Origin of the sequence: Nonomuraea montanisoli, assembly GCF_013363975.1 — a bacterium.
Lineage (GTDB): Bacteria > Actinomycetota > Actinomycetes > Streptosporangiales > Streptosporangiaceae > Nonomuraea > Nonomuraea montanisoli.
Window position 1 is genome coordinate 348,555 of sequence record NZ_JABWGN010000001.1, and the last position, 17,149, is coordinate 365,703.

The 17,149-nt window shown below is 73.8% G+C and carries 12 protein-coding genes; 3 read left to right on the top strand and 9 right to left on the bottom strand.

What is annotated here, in order from left to right; translation table 11 throughout:
- Positions 1-114: 114 nt before the first annotated feature.
- The 6 genes from HTZ77_RS01595 to HTZ77_RS01620 all read right to left on the bottom strand — a co-directional run bounded on the left by HTZ77_RS01595 (position 115) and on the right by HTZ77_RS01620 (position 8,112).
- Positions 115-2,706 carry a bifunctional FO biosynthesis protein CofGH gene (locus tag HTZ77_RS01595; protein ID WP_175587597.1) on the bottom strand — a complete coding sequence of 864 codons (2,592 nt, stop codon included), beginning with the start codon at positions 2,704-2,706 and terminating at the stop codon, positions 115-117.
- 56 nt (positions 2,707-2,762) lie between these two features.
- Entirely contained in the window at positions 2,763-3,656 is an 894-nt protein-coding gene (locus HTZ77_RS01600) for a DNA-3-methyladenine glycosylase family protein (protein ID WP_175587946.1), read from the bottom strand.
- Positions 3,657-4,077: 421 nt separating this feature from the next.
- A complete protein-coding gene (manB, locus tag HTZ77_RS01605) occupies positions 4,078-5,157 on the bottom strand; it encodes a mannose-1-phosphate guanylyltransferase (protein ID WP_235994120.1) in 1,080 nt (359 codons plus the stop codon).
- 32 nt (positions 5,158-5,189) lie between these two features.
- On the bottom strand, positions 5,190-6,308 hold the full coding sequence (locus HTZ77_RS01610; RefSeq protein WP_175587598.1) for a glycosyltransferase family 4 protein: 1,119 nt from the start codon (positions 6,306-6,308) through the stop codon (positions 5,190-5,192).
- 95 nt (positions 6,309-6,403) lie between these two features.
- On the bottom strand, positions 6,404-7,297 hold the full coding sequence (locus tag HTZ77_RS01615; RefSeq protein ID WP_175587599.1) for a lysylphosphatidylglycerol synthase domain-containing protein: 894 nt from the start codon (positions 7,295-7,297) through the stop codon (positions 6,404-6,406).
- On the bottom strand, positions 7,294-8,112 hold the full coding sequence (locus HTZ77_RS01620; RefSeq protein ID WP_328808363.1) for a class I SAM-dependent methyltransferase: 819 nt from the start codon (positions 8,110-8,112) through the stop codon (positions 7,294-7,296). Before HTZ77_RS01620 ends, HTZ77_RS01615 begins: the two co-directional genes overlap by 4 nt.
- A gap of 150 nt (positions 8,113-8,262) precedes the next feature.
- On the opposite strand from HTZ77_RS01620, the gene HTZ77_RS01625 reads away from it, so the two are divergent.
- Entirely contained in the window at positions 8,263-9,222 is a 960-nt protein-coding gene (locus tag HTZ77_RS01625; protein WP_175587600.1) for a lysylphosphatidylglycerol synthase transmembrane domain-containing protein, read from the top strand.
- Here the strand turns inward: HTZ77_RS01625 and HTZ77_RS01630 are convergent.
- From HTZ77_RS01630 to HTZ77_RS01640, 3 genes are all read right to left on the bottom strand, one after another.
- Entirely contained in the window at positions 9,123-10,184 is a 1,062-nt protein-coding gene (locus tag HTZ77_RS01630) for a glycosyltransferase family 4 protein (protein ID WP_175587601.1), read from the bottom strand. The two genes, HTZ77_RS01625 and HTZ77_RS01630, sit on opposite strands and share 100 nt — an antisense overlap.
- Position 10,185: 1 nt before the next feature.
- A complete protein-coding gene (locus tag HTZ77_RS01635; RefSeq protein ID WP_328808364.1) occupies positions 10,186-11,079 on the bottom strand; it encodes a glycosyltransferase family 2 protein in 894 nt (297 codons plus the stop codon).
- 173 nt (positions 11,080-11,252) lie between these two features.
- On the bottom strand, positions 11,253-13,343 hold the full coding sequence (locus HTZ77_RS01640) for a hypothetical protein (RefSeq protein ID WP_175587603.1): 2,091 nt from the start codon (positions 13,341-13,343) through the stop codon (positions 11,253-11,255).
- Between the two features lie 192 nt (positions 13,344-13,535).
- Between HTZ77_RS01640 and HTZ77_RS01645 the strand changes: the two genes are divergently transcribed.
- Together HTZ77_RS01645 and HTZ77_RS01650 are read left to right on the top strand one after the other, a co-directional pair.
- Positions 13,536-15,200, top strand: coding sequence for a hypothetical protein (locus tag HTZ77_RS01645; protein WP_328808365.1), 1,665 nt, complete (start codon positions 13,536-13,538; stop codon positions 15,198-15,200).
- A 144-nt stretch (positions 15,201-15,344) separates the two neighbouring features.
- Positions 15,345-16,979 carry an LCP family protein gene (locus HTZ77_RS01650; RefSeq protein WP_175587604.1) on the top strand — a complete coding sequence of 545 codons (1,635 nt, stop codon included), beginning with the start codon at positions 15,345-15,347 and terminating at the stop codon, positions 16,977-16,979.
- Positions 16,980-17,149 lie beyond the last annotated feature (170 nt).

Consider the following 17,149-nt stretch of genomic DNA (forward strand, 5'->3'; position numbering starts at 1 on the left):
CTTAACGCGGCGCGGTGTCGACCCAACCGCACGATGAACCCTCTCTCCAGGGGAGTGATGATTCTTCCAGCGCCTCCGGGGCGAGGCGCAAGTGCAAGTTAGAACATGTTATATCTACGCCAGCGGCAAGACCCTGCGCACGCTCGTGCAGACGCCGTCGCTCGCGAGGGAGGCGGCCAGGCGCTCCTCGTCCGGAACGCCGTACTCGGTGGTCCGCTGCCGGACCGGCCGCCCGGTCGCGCCCGCCATCGCGCGCAGCTCGCTGATCGTCTTGTACGAGCCGTTCTCCGACCCCGCCATGCGGCTGATCGTCTCCTCCATGAGCGTGCCGCCGAGGTCGTTGACGCCTCCGTCGAGCACCTGGCGGCACAGGTCGTCGCCGAGCTTGACCCACGAGCACTGGATGTTGGAGATGGCGCCGTGCAGCAGGATCCGGGCCAGCGCGTGCACGGCCCGGTTCTCCCGCGCGGTGGGCCCCGGCCGGGCGATGCCCGCCAGGTAGATGGGCGCGCTGGTGTGGACGAACGGCAGCAGCACGAACTCGGAGAAGCCGCCGGTCTCCTCCTGCAGCCGCCTGATCAGCTTGATGTGCCGGACCCAGTGCCGGTGGGTGTCCACGTGGCCGTACATCATCGTGGACGTCGTCGGGATGCCCACCCGGTGGGCCGTGGTGACCACCTGGATCCACTCGGCGGTGGGCAGCTTGCCCTTGGTGAGCACCCAGCGGACGTCGTCGTCGAGGATCTCGGCGGCCGTGCCCGGCAGCGAGTCGACCCCGGCCTCCTTGGCGGCGTGCAGCCACTCCTCGATCGACAGGTCGGCGCGGCTGGCGCCGTTGACGACCTCCATCGGCGAGAACGCGTGGACGTGCATGTCCGGCGTCCGCTCCTTGATCGCCCTGGCCAGGTCGAAGTACGCGGTGCCGGGCATGTCGGGGTGGATGCCGCCCTGCATGCACACCTCGGTGGCGCCCGCGAGCCACGCCTCCTCCGCCCGGTCGGCGACCTGGGCCAGGCTCAGGGTGTACGCGTCGGCGTCGGTGCGGCGCTGGGCGAACGCGCAGAACCGGCAGCCGGTGTAGCAGACGTTGGTGAAGTTGATGTTGCGGTTGACCACGTACGTGACGTCGTCGCCCACGGTCCGGCGGCGCAGGTCGTCGGCGATGGCGGCCAGCTCGTCGAGGGCGTCGCCGTCGGCCGACAGCAGCGCCACGGCCTCGTCCTCGCTGAGGCCGGCCGGGTCGCGCTCGGCCTGGCGCAGCGCCTGCCGGACGTCGGAGGGGGTGCCGGCGCCGGATCCCGCCCCCGCCGTCGCCGCGGGCCCGGTCGCGGCGGCCGGGTCGAGGCGCTCGCGCAGGGCCTCCCAGTCGCCGTAGACGTGGTCGAAGTCGTCGCGCCGGTCGTGGGTGCGGCCCGTGGTGTCCACCTCGACGTGCAGGTCCACCCGGCCCGAGGCGGTGAAGCCGCCGTCCGGCTCCTGCCACGGCAGCCCGCGCGGGGTCACGTCCTCGCGGGCCAGGCCGGTGTCCGGGTCGGCCAGCGCCTGGACGTGCGCGAACAGCCGGGGGTCCAGCCACGGCTCCCCCGCCAGCACGTACTCGGGGTAGATGGTCAGCCGCTCGCGCAGCCGGAAGCCGGCGCCGGCGGTGCGGGCCGCGAGCGCGTCGATCTGCGGCCACGGCCGCTCCGGGTTGACGTGGTCGGGGGTCAGCGGCGACACGCCGCCCCAGTCGTCGATGCCCGCCCGGATCATCAGCTCGTACTCGGCGTCGACGAGGTTCGGCGGGGCCTGGAGGCGCATGCGCGGGCCGAGCACCAGCCGGGCGACCGCGATGGTGGCGGCCAGTTCCTCCAGGTCGGCGTCCGGCAGGCCGCGCATGGCCGTGTCCGGCTTGGCGCGGAAGTTCTGCACGATGACCTCCTGGACGCCGCCGTACTCGCGCGCCACCCGCCGGATCGCGAAGATCGACTCGGCCCGGTCCTCGACGGTCTCGCCGATGCCGATGAGGATGCCCGTGGTGAACGGCACGTTGGAGCGCCCGGCGTCCTCCAGCACGCGCAGCCGCACGGCGGGGTCCTTGTCGGGCGAGCCGTAGTGGGGCTGCCCCTTCTCCTCGAACAGCCGCCGCGAGGTGGTCTCCAGCATCATGCCCATGGACGGGGCCACCGGCTTGAGGCGCTGGAGGTCGCGCCAGCCGAGCACGCCGGGGTTCAGGTGCGGCAGCAGGCCGGTCTCCTCCAGGACGCGCACCGCCATGGCCCGCACGTACGACAGGGTGTCGTCGTACCCGTGGGCGTCCAGCCACTCACGGGCCTGCCGCCAGCGGTCCTCTGGGCGGTCGCCCAGCGTGAACAGCGCCTCCTTGCAGCCCATCGCCGCGCCCTGCCGGGCGATCTCCAGGACCTCGTCCGGGCTGAGGAACGCCGCGGGCAGCTTGTGCGGCGCGGTCGCGAACGTGCAATAACCGCATTTGTCGCGACACAGCCTGGTCAACGGGATGAACACCTTGCGGCTGTAGGTGATCACTCCTTCCCGTCCCACCGCGGCGAGCCCGGCGTCCCGTACCCGGGACGCGTGCTCCAGCAGGGTGTCCAGATGTTCGCCGCGGGCGTGCAGGAGCACGGCGGCCTCGGTGACGTCGAGGGCCTTGCCGTCACGGGCACGGGCGAGCGCGCGACGCAGCGCGCTGTCACTGACCAGACTCATACGAGGCACACTACGACGACCTGAGTTCGCCCCCCGCACCCAGGGGTGGCCCGAGGTCAGAAGGAGCGGTAGTCGCGCACGGCCATCCGCGGGCCGCGCGCGGGCGGGCGCAGGCCCGTGAGCATGACCAGGACGGAGGCCCGGTGCCGGTGCCCGGCGTACGGCTCCAGCAGCCGCAGCATGCCCGGGTCGTCGGTCTTCTCCCCCGTCAGCGCGTAGCCGACGAGCTTGGCCAGGTGGAAGTCCCCCACGCTGAGCGCGTCGGGGTCGCCGAGGGCGCGCTGGCGCACCTCGGCCGACGTCCACACGCCGACGCCGGGCAGCGCCCGCAGCAGCCGGTCGAGCTCCTCGGTGGTGGCGGCGGCCTCCAGCTTGGCGGCGTGCCAGGCGGCCGTGGCGATGGTCCGGGCGCGCACGGCCTCGGCGCCCGCGCGGTGCCAGTGCCAGGACGGGACCTGCGGCCACACCTCGGGTTCGGGCACCACCCGCATGCCCTCGGGGGCAGGGCCCGGGGCCGGCGTGCCGTAGCGGTGCAGCAGCCACCGCCAGGCCCGCCACGCCTCACGGCCGACGACCTTCTGCTCCAGCACGGCCGGCACCAGGGCCTCCATGACGCGGCCGGTGCGCCCGATGCGCAGCCCGGCGTGCCTGCGGGCGGCCTCGGCCAGCACCTCGTGCCGCACCGCGAACCCGGTCAGGTCGTCGTCGGCCCCCACCCAGGCCGGCATCATCTCCAGCAGCCACCCGGCCCCGGGGCCCCACGCCCGGCCGAGCACCGCGCCGCCGTGGACGCCCACTCGCAGGGTGCCGGGGCCGTCGGGGGTCCTGGAGGTGCGCCATACGGCGCCGTCGGGGGTCTGCCGCCAGGTGGGGTCGCCGGAGCCGCGCCGGTGCGGGGCCAGCGCCAGCCCCACGTCCAGCGGCCCACCGGGCTCCCACCTGCGCTCCATCACCCGTCCAGTGTGCCGCCTCACCGGCCCGGCCGCGGACGCCGAGGGGTGTCGGGCGCCCAGGAAAGGTGTGCCCCTCAAGGAGGATGCGCCCTCCTCGCGAAGAGGGTCACCCCGCACGCAACGCGCACCTCAGCGACGGCGCGCCCCCTCAGAAGAGGCGCCCTCGCGGAGGGGGTGCCCATGCGGAGGGGGCCGTCCCCCAGGGAGGATGCGCCCTCCTCGTGAAGAGGGTCACCCCGCACGCAACGCGCACCTCAGCGACGGCGCGCCCCCTCAGAAGAGGCGCCCTCGCGGAGGGGGTGCCCATGCGGAGGGGGCGTCCCCCGGAGAGGAGTGACCCTACGGAGGGGAGCCCCCGGAGAGGGGTGGCCCTGCGGTGGGGTGCCCCTCGAAGGGGTGTGACAGGCCGGGGGAAGTGTCAGACGTCGGTGGAGTAGCGCACGGCCCGCTCGGGAAGCTCGACGTTGGGCCACACACGCACGCCGTGCTGGAGCTCGTTGCCCGCCCCCACCACGGCCCCGTCGCCGATGACGGCGTCGCGCACCACCGCGCCCGAGCACACCCGTGCCCCCCGCCCGACGGCCGAGTCGACCACCGTCGCGCCCGAGTGCACCACGCAGCCGTCGCTCAGCACGCTGCCCGACACCACGGCCCCCGCCTCGACGACCGTGCCGGCGCCGATGGCCGAGCCGCCGTTGACCTTGGCCTCCGGTGAGACCACCGCGCCGTCGAGCGCGAGGTACTCGCCGGGCGGGCCGGGCAGCGCGGGCGAGGCCAGCCGCCCGAGCACGAGGTCGCGCGAGCCCCGCACGAACGCGGCCGGGGTGCCGACGTCGAGCCAGTAGGTGCGGTCGGCGTAGCCAAGGACCAGCTCGCCCGACTCGATGAGCCCGGGGAACGTCTCGCGCTCGACCGAGACGACCTCGCCGCGCGGAATGCTGTCGATGACCGAGCGGGTGAAGACGTAACAGCCCGCGTTGATGCGGTTGGTGACAGGATTGGGGGTCTTCTCCAGGAACGCCGTGACCCGGCCCTCGTCGTCGGTGGGGACGCAGCCGAACCGGGTCGGATCGTCCACCTCCGTCAGATGGAGCGTTACAGAGGCGCCCCTGGAGACGTGGGCGCGCACCTGGTCGCCGATGTCGTGCCCCGACAGGATGTCGCCGTTGAGCACCAGCACGGGGTCGGAGGGCCCGCAGGTCAGCGCCTCGGCCGCGTTGCGGATGGCGCCGCCCGTGCCGAGCGGCGTCTCCTCGGTCATGTACTCCAGGGAGAGTCCGAACGCGGAGCCGTCGCCGAAGGCGGGCTCGAACATCGACGCCTTGTAGGAGGTCGCGAAGACGATCCGGCGCACCCCGAAGGAGCGGGCGCGGGCGAGCTGGTGCGCCAGGAACGGCACCCCAGCGGTCGGCAGCAACGGCTTCGGCGTGCCGAGTGTCAGCGGACGCAGGCGCGTGCCCTGGCCGCCGACCAGGAGGATCGCCTCGAGGCCTGGCAAAGAGCTCTCCATCACTCCGCGAGGTTACCGAACTATTCGACCGCGCGTTGATAGGAGGCGAGATGCGCTTCGGCGGAAGCCTTCCACGTGAACTCGCGGGCCCGCGCGAGCCCCGCCTCCTGGAGCGCCAGGCGGCGCTCGGGCGAGGCGAGCAGCCGGCCGAGCTCCAGCGCGATGCTGTCGGCGTCGGGCTCGGTGTAGGCGACGGCGTCGCCGCCCACCTCCGGCAGCGAGGCGCGGTGTGTGGTGAGCACCGGCGCGCCGCACGCCATGGCCTCCAGGACCGGCAGCCCGAACCCCTCGCCGCGCGACGGGAACGCCACCACGAGCGCGCCGCCGAGGAACCCCGCGAGGTCGGGCATGCGCAGGAACCCGGGGCGCACCACCTTCACGGTGGCCTCGACCTCCCGGCAGGCCGCGTCGACGTCGTCCTCGTGGATGCCGCCGCCGAGCACGAGGGCGGGCGGCTCGTCGATGTTCTTGACGGCGGCGGCGAAGCCGCGGATGAGGTTGGGCACGTTCTTGCGGGGTTCGAGCGCGCCGAGGAAGGCGACGTACGGCTGGCCGTGCAGGCCGCACCGGTCGGCCGCCCGGCGGCGCTCCTCCTCGCTCGGCGGGTGGAACAACGCCTGGTCGACGCCGTGGTAGGCGACGTCGATACGGGTGGGGTCGGCCGCCAGCACGCGCACCATCTCGTCACGGGTCGCCTTGGACGGCACGATGACGCGGGCGGCGTGGCGCACGGCGGTGCGGGTGGCCGAGCGGAAGAAAGCCGCCTTGGCGGCGCTGTGGTGCTCCGGCTCGGTGAACCAGGTGACGTCGTGGACGGTCACGACCGTGGGCAGCCCGGCGTGCAGCGGGATCGAGTAGTAGGGCGCGTGGATGACCTCGGCCCCCGCCTGGCGGGCGAGCAGCGGCAGGCCGGTCTGCTCCCACGTGAGGCGGGCGGCGCGGTTGGTGATCGAGACGGGGCCCGGCCGGACGTCGGCCGTGGGCGCGAGACGGCGGTAGCGGCCGGCGTCGGGTCGCTGGCAGACCACCACGAGGTCGGCTCCGGCGGCGTCGAGGGCGGCCACCAGCCCGTCCACGTAACGGATGAGCGCGCCACGGTCCGCGGGGACGGCCGCCGCGTCGACGAGCACTCGAGGCATTACGAAGATCTTCTCCCCTCAAGATCATCGCGGGAGCCCTGGCGTCCCCCTCTGGGTTCAGCTTATGACCAGCCTCCCCCAAATCGGGGCTCAAATCACACGTCGCCGCGTCGTGCGGCGAGTCCCGCCAAACCCGCGCAGATGAGGTCGCCGATCACGATGATCACCCGGGAGCAGAGGGCCACCGCGATGGCCGATCCCCGGTCCAGGACCGGGGACAACACGGCCACCATGGCCACCTCGCGCACCCCCGCGCCCGCGGGCACGACGAAGGTCAGGATGCCGAGGCACCACGTCAGCGCGAACGCGCCGACGGCGAACACCAGGCTCGCCCGCGGGATGAGGAAGTACAGGTGGGCGCCGTAGCACGCCCAGCCGGCCAGCGCCCAGCCGAGCGCGGTGAGCATGCCCCGGCGCGTGAGCGGCCGCTCCAGCGGCTCCCTCTTGAGCTTGCGCAGCCCGAAGCCGATCAGGCCGTTGACGACCTTCGGCTCCAGCAGCACCAGCAGCACCGGCGCGAGCAGCAGCAGCCAGCCGAAACGGTCCCAGCCGAGCGTCACCGCGCTGACGAGCAGGCCGGTGGCGAGCTGGATCGGCATCATGAGGAAGAACGCGGCCGCGCTGCGCGCCCGCGGCACGCCGAGGTCGCGGCCCATCTCCATCTGGGCGAGCACCGGCCAGACCGCGCCGGGGATGTACTTGCCGAGCTGGCCGACGAAGAACACCTTGGCCGCCGGCCGGTACGGCAGCGGCGAGCCGAGGTCGGCCAGCAGGGTGCGCCAGGTGAGCATGGCCCCGAGCAGCGCGGCCACCACGGCGGCCAGCGAGCCGGCCACCATCGGCCAGGTCAGCCTGGCGAGGCCGGCCACGACGTCGTCCCACTGCGAGGCCACGGCCCAGCCGCCGAACCCGAGGGCGATCAGCAGGAACCCGAAGCGGACGACCTTGCGGGCGACCGGCCGCCGCCCGGCGCCGACGTCGGTGCTCACAGCGGCTGCGGAGGCTGCGGGAGCGCGGCGCCCGCCGGGCGGCGCGGCGTCTTGGTGGCCACCCACAGGTACGTGGGCACGAGCGGCAGCGTCATCCGCAGCAGCGCGCGCGGCGCGCGGGCGAGCACGGCCTGCGCCACGCGGCCCACCGTGCCCGGGAACAGCTCGGAGCCGGCGAAGCTGGTGGGCGTGGCGAGCACCGGGAGCGTGTAGTCCCACACGTGGAAGGCGCGCAGCATGCGGCGCAGCCCCCGCCGGGTGCGGAAGCGCTCGTAGTAGTGGTCGGCCCGGCCGAAGGCGCGCACGTAGCGGTCGGCCAGCGCGGGCGGCAGGTAGGACAGGAACGGCAGCTTGTAGTGGGGTTCCATGATCCCGAGCCGGTTGCCGAGGCCGAGGTAGAGCGTGCCCTTGTCGGACAGCACCCGGTGCATCTCGGCGACCACCGCGTCGGGGTCGACCACGTGCTCGTAGATGTGGTTGAACACCAGCACGTCGATCGAACCGTCGGGGAACGGCAGCGCCGTGCCGTCGCCGCAGACGAACGCCACCCGCGCGCCGAAGCGGTCGGCCGCCCTGCGCAGCCCCGGCACGTCGATGTCGACGCCCAGCGTGCGGCCCGCGCCGGCCCCGGCCAGCTCGTCGGCGATGAACCCGGCCGAGCAGCCGACGTCGCCCACGACCAGCCCGTCGAGCGGGCCGTGGAAGTGCTCCAGCACCGCGATGATCTTCGCGGCCTTGCGCCTGCGCTTGGCCTCGTCGAGCATCGCCGCCTGGAACTCGGAGTACTCGAGCTGCGCGACCCGTTCCTTTCCCACGACGCCCAACAGTACCCGCGCCCCGGGCCGCCGATCGCCCGTCCGGACGCGACGGGCGGGCCGGGACGTCCGGCGCGGGCCCGCCGTGGCCCGCCCCTCCTGCCCCCGCGCCCTCTATCCGCCCGTGCTGATCACGCGTACCCTTGGCGGATGCTCCGCCGCCTGCTGCGCATCGTGCTCGCGCTGGTCGCGCTCGGTTTCCTCGGCTACGGCCTGGCACGCAACTGGGACGAGACCACGACGGCCGTGGCGCGACTGTCGCCCTGGGCGCTGCCCGGCGCGTTCGCCGCGGTGCTGGCCGGCCAGTTCTGCAGCCTGCTCGCCTGGCGGCGGGTGCTGGCCGGGCTCGGCTCGCCGCTGCCGCTGCGGGTCGCCGGCCGCATCATGTTCGTGGGCCAGCTCGGCAAGTACATCCCGGGCTCGGTCTGGGCGTACGCCGCGACGATGGACCTGGGCCGCGACCACGGCAGCCCGCCACGCCGGACGTTCGCCTGCATCTCGCTGTCGCTGGTCATCAACCTCGGGGTGGCGCTGTCCGTCGCCGCCGCCACGCTCGCCACCCAGCAGGTCGTGCGGCAGGCGTGGTACCTCCTGCTGCTGGTGCCGGTGATCATCCTGTGCCTGCACCCGAAGGTGCTCACCTGGGGCCTCAACCTGGCGCTGCGCCTGGCCCGCAGGGAGCCGCTGGAGAGCGTGCTGCCCGGCCGCGCGGTCGTGGCCGCCGTGGGCTGGACGGCGCTCGGCTGGTTCGTGTTCGGCCTGCACACCTGGCTGCTCGCCGGCCGCTGGGACCTGTACGTGGTCGCCACCGGGGCCTACGCGTTCGCCTGGGCCACCGGGCTGCTCGCGTTCTTCGTGCCCGCCGGGGTCGGGGTGCGCGAGGGCGCGATGGTGCTGGTCCTCACGCCGGTCGTCGGCACCGGGGCGGCGCTCGCCGTGGCCGTGGCCTCACGGCTGGTGTTCACGCTCGCCGACGTGACCGCCGCGGGCGTCGCGTTCCTGCTGGGCCGTCAGAGCGCCAGGAGCGCCGAGGTGTACGCCGACCAGAACGGCTCGGGATCGACCGCCTTGACCCCCGACCGCAACCTCTCCGGCTCGCCGGAGGCGTAGAAGCGCTCGATCGCCGCGCGCAGCGCCCCGGCGTCGCCCGGCTCGACCAGCAGCCCGTCCACCCCGTCGGTGACGTGGTCGGCCAGCGCCCCGACCCGGGTGGCGATCACCGGCACGCCGTGCTCGTGGCCGAGCCAGACGTTCTGGCTGGCGGTCGCGCTGCGGTAGGGCAGCACCAGCGCGTCGGCCCGGGCGAACAGCCCCGGCACGTCCTCAGCCGCCACGTAACCGGGCCGCAGCTCGACCCGGTCGGCGACGCCCAGCTCGGCGACCAGCGCCTTCGTCTCCTCAAGCCCGCCCCAGAACTCCCCGGCCACGGTCAGCGACACGCCCTCGGGCAGCGCGCGCAGCAGCAGGTCGAGCCCCTTGTACGGCCGGACGATGCCGAAGAACAGCAGCCGCCGGTGCACGGCCGTGGACCGCTCGGCGTGGGTGGAGGGCAGGTGCGGCGGCAGCCCGGCCACCCCGACGGGGGCGGAGGTCAGCGACCTGGCCAGCTCGGCCTGCTGCTCGGAATGGGTCAGCACGCCGTCCACCCGCCGCAGCAGCGCCCGCATCAGCGGCCGGTCGTACGGCTTGCGCTCGTGCGGCAGCACGTTGTGGCACAGCGCGACGGCGCGGGTCCGGCGGCCCAGGCCGTACAGGATGCCGAGGTAGGCGGGCACCTGCACCGGGCTGAGCACGGCGAGGACGACCAGGTCGGCGAAGCGCAGCCGGCGGCCGGCGGCGACCCACCCGTCGGGGCGGCGCCAGTCGAGGCGGCGCTCGGTCCGGGGGTACGGCCGGCCCTCGGGCGCGGAGATCGTCTGCTGGCCGGGGTAGAGGAACGACGGGTACTGGGCGCGCCAGGACTCGATGACCACGTCGTGGCCCAGCGCGGACAGCCGGTGCGCCAGCTCGGTGGTGTGCTGGGCGCCGCCGCCCTTGTACGGGTAGGTGGGGCCGACGATCGCGACGCGCACGCTACTCGCCCCGCGACCGCACGATCAGGTCGGCGAGCAGCGCGACCGAGCCGATCAGCAGACCGGACAGGAAGATCATCACGGTGTTGGCCGGGAAGTAGAAGGGGTTGCGGACCATGTCGTAGACGCCCTTGGCCAGGCCGATCGCCACCAGCCACAGCGCCGGCGGCATGAGCACCTTGAGCGGGTTGAAGTACATGATCATCCGCAGCACCTGCAGGATGTAGCGGTAGGCGTCGGAGACGAAGCTGAACTTCGACTTGCCGGCCCGCTTGGCGTACTCGATCGGCAGGTAGTGGACGTCGTGCTGGTTCATCAGGAACGACAGCGTGATCGTGGTGACGCAGGAGAACCCGGGGGGCAGCAGCCGCAGGTAGGGACGGGCCACCGGCTTGCGGAACGCCCGCAGCCCCGAGTTGAGGTCGGGGATCTTCTGGCCGGCGAGCATCTCGGCCACCTTGCGGATCACCCACTTGGCCGGCACGCGCAGCAGCTTGTGGGAGCCCTCCTCGGTGGTGCGCGCGCCGACGACCTGGTCGATCGTGGCGTCCTTCTCCAGGATCTGGACCAGCTCGGGGATGCGCTCGTTGGGGTAGGTCATGTCGGCGTCGGTCCAGACGACGATCTCGCCGCGCGCCTCCTGGGTGCCGATGCGGCGCACGGTGCCCGACCCGCCGTTGCGGTGGAAGGCGCGGATCCTCAGGTGCGGGAAGCGGGGCGCGGCCTGCTCCAGCCGGGCCAGGGTGCCGTCGGTGGAGCAGTCGTCGACCGCGACCAGCTCGTAGGTGTAGCCGCTCGAGTCCATCGCCCGGGTGATGCGCTCGACCTCGTCGATGACGTGGTCCTGCTCGTTGTAGCAGGGCAGGACGATCGTGACGTAGGGCGCTTCATCCACGGTGGTTCCACTCTGGCCGGTCTCGGGCGTGCTCACGTGCGTCGAGGGTACTCTGCCCGGCGGCGGACCGGGTCCACATCGGGCCGCGCGCCGCCGCCGTCCGACGCGCGCCCGGCGGGGTCCGCGGCGTGCTCGGCGGGGTCCGGGGGCGGTGGCGGAGCCGGGGCGGCGGGTCAGGCCACGGCCATCCAGGCGCTGATCCGCAGCCCCCACGTGCCGTCGGGCGGGCCCGTCAGCGAGCGCTCGTCCTGGCGGGTCACCAGGCCCATGAGCTGCGTCGGCGTGCCGTACCGCGCGACCTGGTCCACGTCGGCGGCGAGCACGACCGGCACGCGCCCGGCCGCCCTGATCCGCGAGGCGAGCCGTCGCACCGTGTCGCCCGGCGCGGTGTCGCCCACGGTGATGTCGACCTTCGCCGTCGGCACGCCGCAGGAGCCCCGCACGACCTGGGTGAGCCGGTCGCCGGTGACGCGCTCGACGACCAGCACGGACGCGTTCGCCGGGATCCGCGCGCACATGGCGGCCACGGCGGCCGCCTCACCCCGCTCGACGGGGGTGAACGCCGTGCCGATGGACGTCACGACCGGCGGGAGCAGCAGCAGCGCGACGCCGGCGGCGGTGACCCGGGCCGGGGTGCGCGGACCGTACCGGAGCCACCAGGGCCGCTCGCGCAGCCACCGCAGGCCCCACACCGCCAGCACGACCAGGCCGGGGATCACCACGGGCACCAGGCGGCGCGACGCCCACGGGTGGTCGGGGGTGATCTCGGGGCGCAGCAGCGTGGAGACCGTGGTCCAGCCGATCACCGCGAGCGGCAGCAGCCAGGGGAACGGCCGGCCGTCGCGCAGCAGCCGGCGCACCAGGACGGCCGCGGCCAGCGTCGCCAGGATCACGGCGGGCACGCCCACGTACCAGAAGACCCAGTGCAGCGACTGCTCGAAGTAGAGGTGCTCGCCGTCGGGCGGCAGGCCGTTGGCGCGCTGCGTGTCCATGATGAACCGCCAGGTCAGCCGGTCCTCCTTGGTCACCGGCACGCGCCGCACGGTCTGGAACCACGGCCGCGCGGCCAGCCCCGCCATGACCAGGACCGTCAGCGCGGCGCCCGCCGCCGGGAGCCACCGCGGGCGCGGCAGGCGCCCCAGCCACGGCGCCGCCGCCGTGCCCGCCACGGTCAGCGCGAGCACCGCCGCGCAGATCAGCAGCAGCGGCCGGACCGAGCGCGACAGGTACTCCAGGTACGGCCGGGCCAGCTCGTACGCCGCGTACAGCCCGAGCCCGGCGCCCACGGCGACGCCCGCCAGCAGCGGCGGCCCCACCGCGCCCTCCGGCCGGCCCGAGCGGCGCATCGCGACCAGCAGGCCGGCGAACGCCAGCACCGGGAGCACGTCGCGCAGGCCGTCGATCCGGACCAGCACGGCCAGCCCGAACACCAGCCCGGCCACCGCCCCCTCGGCCCACCGGCGGCCCGGCGCGCCCGGGGCCGCGACGGCGCGCGACAGCGTGTCGTGCAGCAGGGCCATGCCGCCGAACAGCAGGATCAGCGACGGGATCTCGCTCAGCGTGGTGCGCGAGGTGTAGAGCACCGGCTGGCACACCGCGAACGCCAGCGCCGCCGGGACCGCCCACCGCGCCCCCGCCAGCCGCGCCGCCACCCCCGCCACCGTGAGCACGGCGAGGGCGCCGAGCACGGCCGGGGTCAGCAGCAGGCCGCCCGCCCACTGCCCGGCGGCGAACAGCAGCGGCGGGCCGGGCATGAACTGCGGCACCACCGCGCCGTTCGCCGGGTAGAAGCCCATGCTGTGGAACACGAGCACCTGGTCCGGCCCGCCGAACGCCGCCACCTGCGACGGGATCGGGAGCGAGCCGTGGCGGGCCAGCCAGATCGCGTACTGGGCGTAGGTGGCCGGGTCGCGCCGGACGACGAGCTGCTCGCTGTGCAGGAGCGCGTTGAACACGCCGGAGGCCAGCGCCACCGCGCCGACCCCGATCACCTGCCAGCGCCCCGCCTCGAGCGGGCCCTCGGACGCGCCCGCGCCGTCGGCGACAGGTGGACCCGCCGGGAGGCGGAGGGCGGCCAGGCAGAGCAGCGCGATCACGGGCAGGCCGAGCAGCAGCGCGGGCAGTGGCCGGTAGACCCCGGCCAGCAGCAGCGGGAGGCCGGCCAGCAGCCAGCCGGCCAGGACGAGGGCGGGCAGCACCGAGGCCACGGCGAGCACCCTGCCCGCCGAGGCCCTTCGCGCCTGGTCGAGCCCGCCGGATCCCATCGGTGATCGCGAGGGTATCCGACCCGCGGGTGCGGCCGGTGACGCGACCCGGGTGACGCGGCCCGGCCATGACCAGGTGGGACGGCGGACGGCCGAACGCGGGTAGCGTACCGACGTGCGCCACCGTCCCGCGTCCGACCCGTCCGCCCGCCCGGAGGGGCGACGGCTCGTGCCCGCCTCCTGGAGCGCCCGGTGACGGACGAGTCGGTGCGCAACGCCGAACCCACCACCCCGCCGGAGTCCCGGCGGAGCGAGAGCGTGCCCGGGGGAAGCGGCGGGAGGCGGCGGGTCGCCGGTGCTAGGCGGGCTGCCCGGCGTGTCGCCGGTGCTCGGCGCGCTCCCCGGCGGGTCGTGGCGGGCGCCGCGGCGCGGGCGCGGCGGCACGCGTGGTTCCTCGGGCTGCTGGCCGCGGGCGCGGCGCTGCGCGTGCTCGCCATGCTGGGCTACCGGCCGGTCCTGTGGTTCCCCGACTCCTACACCTACATCGTCACGGTCTTCCATCCCCGGCCCGACCTGGTACGCCCGGCGGGCTACTCGGCGTTCCTGCGGCTGCTGGAGCCGTTCCACTCCTTCGCCGTGGTCGCGGCGGCGCAGCATCTGCTCGGGCTGGCCACGGGCGTGCTCGTGTACGTGGCCGCGCGCCGGGCGATCCCCTGGTGGTCCGGCCGGCGGAGACGGGCGGGGTCCCGGCGGGCGGGGCGCGGGCGGCCCATCCCCCCGTGGGCGGCGGCGCTCGCGGCGGCGCCGGTGCTCCTCGACGCCTACCAGGTCGAGCTGGAGCACCTGCTCGTCTCCGACACGCTCTTCATGTTCCTGCTCGTCACGGCGGTGGTCCTGGCGCTGGGCGGCCGGCGGCGGGCCGTGGCCATCGGGCTGCTGCTGGCCGCCGCGACGCTGACCAGGACCGTCGGCCAGCCGCTCATCGTGGTGGTGGCGGTGTGGTTCGTGCTGGACGGCCGGCTGCGGCGCGCCGCCGTGCTGCTCGCCGCCGCGCTGGTCCCGCTGGCCGTCTACGGGGCCTGGTTCTACGGCACGTACCAGCGCACCGGGCTCGTCGGCGCCAACGGCGCGTTCCTGTACGCGCGCACGATGTCGTTCGCCGACTGCGCCCGGATGGACCCGCCCGCCGACCTGCGGGTGCTGTGCGACCCCCGCCCGCCGGAGCGGCGGCCCCCGTCGCAGGAGTACCTGTGGGCCGCCGACTCCCCGCTGGTCGAGCTGCCCGGCATCACGTTCACCCAGGCGAACGATGACCTGGCCGCGCGGTTCGCGACGCTGGCGATCCGCTCGCAGCCGCTCGACTACGCCGCCTCGGTGCTGTCGGAGCTGGGGCGCACGTTCGTGTGGGGCCGCCCGGTCTATCCCGACCAGGAGATCTACGGCTACTACGAGTTCCCGGCCGTCTCGCCTCCCCCGCCGGGGCGCTGGGCGGCGCAGCAAGGCGTCGAGCTGGGCCGCAGGTACGAGCGGGGGCCGATCGGCACGGAGGTGGCCGAGTCGTACGCCGGATGGATGCGCGCCTACCAGGGGGTGGCCCGGCTGCCCGGGACCGTGGTGCTCGTGATCCTGCTGGCGCCGCCCGTGACCGGCGCCGTGCGGATGCTCAGACGCCGGCGGCCCGCGGAGGGCGACGGCCCGCGGGCGGCCGTCCGGCCGAGGCGGCTGCCGCCGTGGGCGCTGCCCTGGTCGGTGGCCGTCGTGCTGCTCGTGGCGCCGCCGGCCGTCGCCGAGTTCGACTATCGGTACGTCCTGCCGGCCGTGCCTCTCGCCTGCCTGGCCGCGGCCGTCTGCGCCCGTTCCGAACAGCCCGAACGTCAAGAATTCGGCGATGATATTCCACGAAATGTCCAGCTCTGAGTATGCTTTTGGCCGGTAACAGCACGCCCGGGTCACGGCGAATTCCGCCGGTCATGGCTACGGGTACGCCGTACGTGACCTAGTCTCGTGGCGCAGAAAGGCCATGCCGACGCGTGAGGCGCCACAGACCAGGCGAGGGGGCGTATGAGTGACTACAGGAGCGTGTCCGTGCAGGACCGCAGGGTCGCCCCGGCAGAGCCCGGCCACCGTATGTCCCGTAGAGCGGCCGCGTCGCCGCCTCCCCCTCCGCCGGGTGACGAGCCCCCGCGCGGCGGTCGCAGGGCCGCTCCGGGCAAGGGCGGCGGCGTCAACAAGATGCGCGTCCTGGCCTGGATCAGCATCGGCGTCACGACGGTGATGGTCGCGGGCGCGCTGACCGGTTACACGGTCTACCGCGACGCCTTCGGCAACATCCACAAGAAGCCCGTCAAGATCCTCACCCCGCGGCCGCCGAGCACCGGCGCGCTCAACGTGCTCCTGGTCGGCTCCGACACCCGCGCGGGCGAGGGCAACGCGAAGTACGGCCAGAAACTGGCCCGCAGCGCCGACGCGGGCGGCAAGCGCACCGACACGATCATCCTGTTGCACCTGTCGCCCAGCCGCGACAAGGCCCAGCTCATCAGCTTCCCGCGCGACTCGATGGTGCAGATCCCCACCTGCCAGAACGAGACCACCAAGCAGCCGATGCCGGCCTACCGCGGCCAGATCAACGCCGCCTACAGCTCCGGCGGCATCTCCTGCACGATGTCCACGCTGGAAACCCTCACCAACATCCGCATCGACCACTTCGTCGAGGTCGACTTCAGCGGGTTCAAGAACATCGTCAACGCCCTCGGCGGCATCCAGATCTGCCTCAAGTCCGGCGTCGACGACAAGTTCTCCAAGCTCAAGCTGCCCCCCGGCAAGAGCCTGCTGAACGGCGAGCAGGCCCTCGGCTACGTGCGGCTGCGCCACTACGGCGACGGCAGCGACATCCAGCGCATCAAGCGCCAGCAGATCTTCCTCAGCAAGGTCGTGGCGAAGGCGACCAGCGGCGAGCTGCTCAGCAACCCCGCCAAGCTGACCAGCTTCATCAAGGCCGCCGCCCAGTCCGTGACCATGGACCCGGCGCTGGCCGACGACACCGCCAAGCTGCTCGACATCGCCAAGAGCGCCGAGAAGCTGACCGCGAACGGCGTCAAGTTCACCACGATCCCGTGGATCCCCGACCCGGACGACCCGAACCGGGTCGTCTGGAAGCAGCCCGACGCCGGCGAGCTGTTCAACGCCATCCGCACCGACGTCGAGCTGCCCGCGGCGACGCCGTCGGCCACCGCCAGCTCGGCGCCCAAGGTCGCGCTCAAGCCCGAGCAGGTCCAGGTCCAGGTGCTCAACGGCACGCCCACCGGGGGCAAGGCCCGCGAGGTCGCCGACCAGCTCAGCAAGCAGGGCTTCAAGGTCGTCGGGCTCGGCAACTACCAGGCCCCCGGCGGCAAGGCGATCGCCAAGACCGAGGTCCGTTACGCCAAGAAGGCCGCTGAGGGCGCCGACTACGCCGGAGTGCTCTCCGGGATGCTCGTGCCCAAGCCCGGCCCCACGGCGGGCAAGATCAGGCCCACGTCCACCGACGCCTACACCTCGCCGGTCGCGCTGCCCTCGGGCGGCACCAAGGCGGAGGGCGCGCCGGTGATCCAGCTGATCGTCGGCGAGGACTTCAAGGGGGTCAAGGTGGAGAAGCTTCCTGACAGCGTCACCAACAACACCATCACCGCCTCGGCCCAGAAGAACGTCTGCACGTGACCTCAGAGTTCCCTGTGTAAGCGGGCATTCCGGAGCGCGTCGAGAGACAGGACCGTCTCGGCCGGGATATCGTGGTGCGGGTCGGCGACACCGCTCGTCCCCCGCCGTCAGGGCGTCAGTAAGGCGTGGCGGCCGTCGCGTATCCCCCGGCCCCGAGCGAAGCTGAGCGA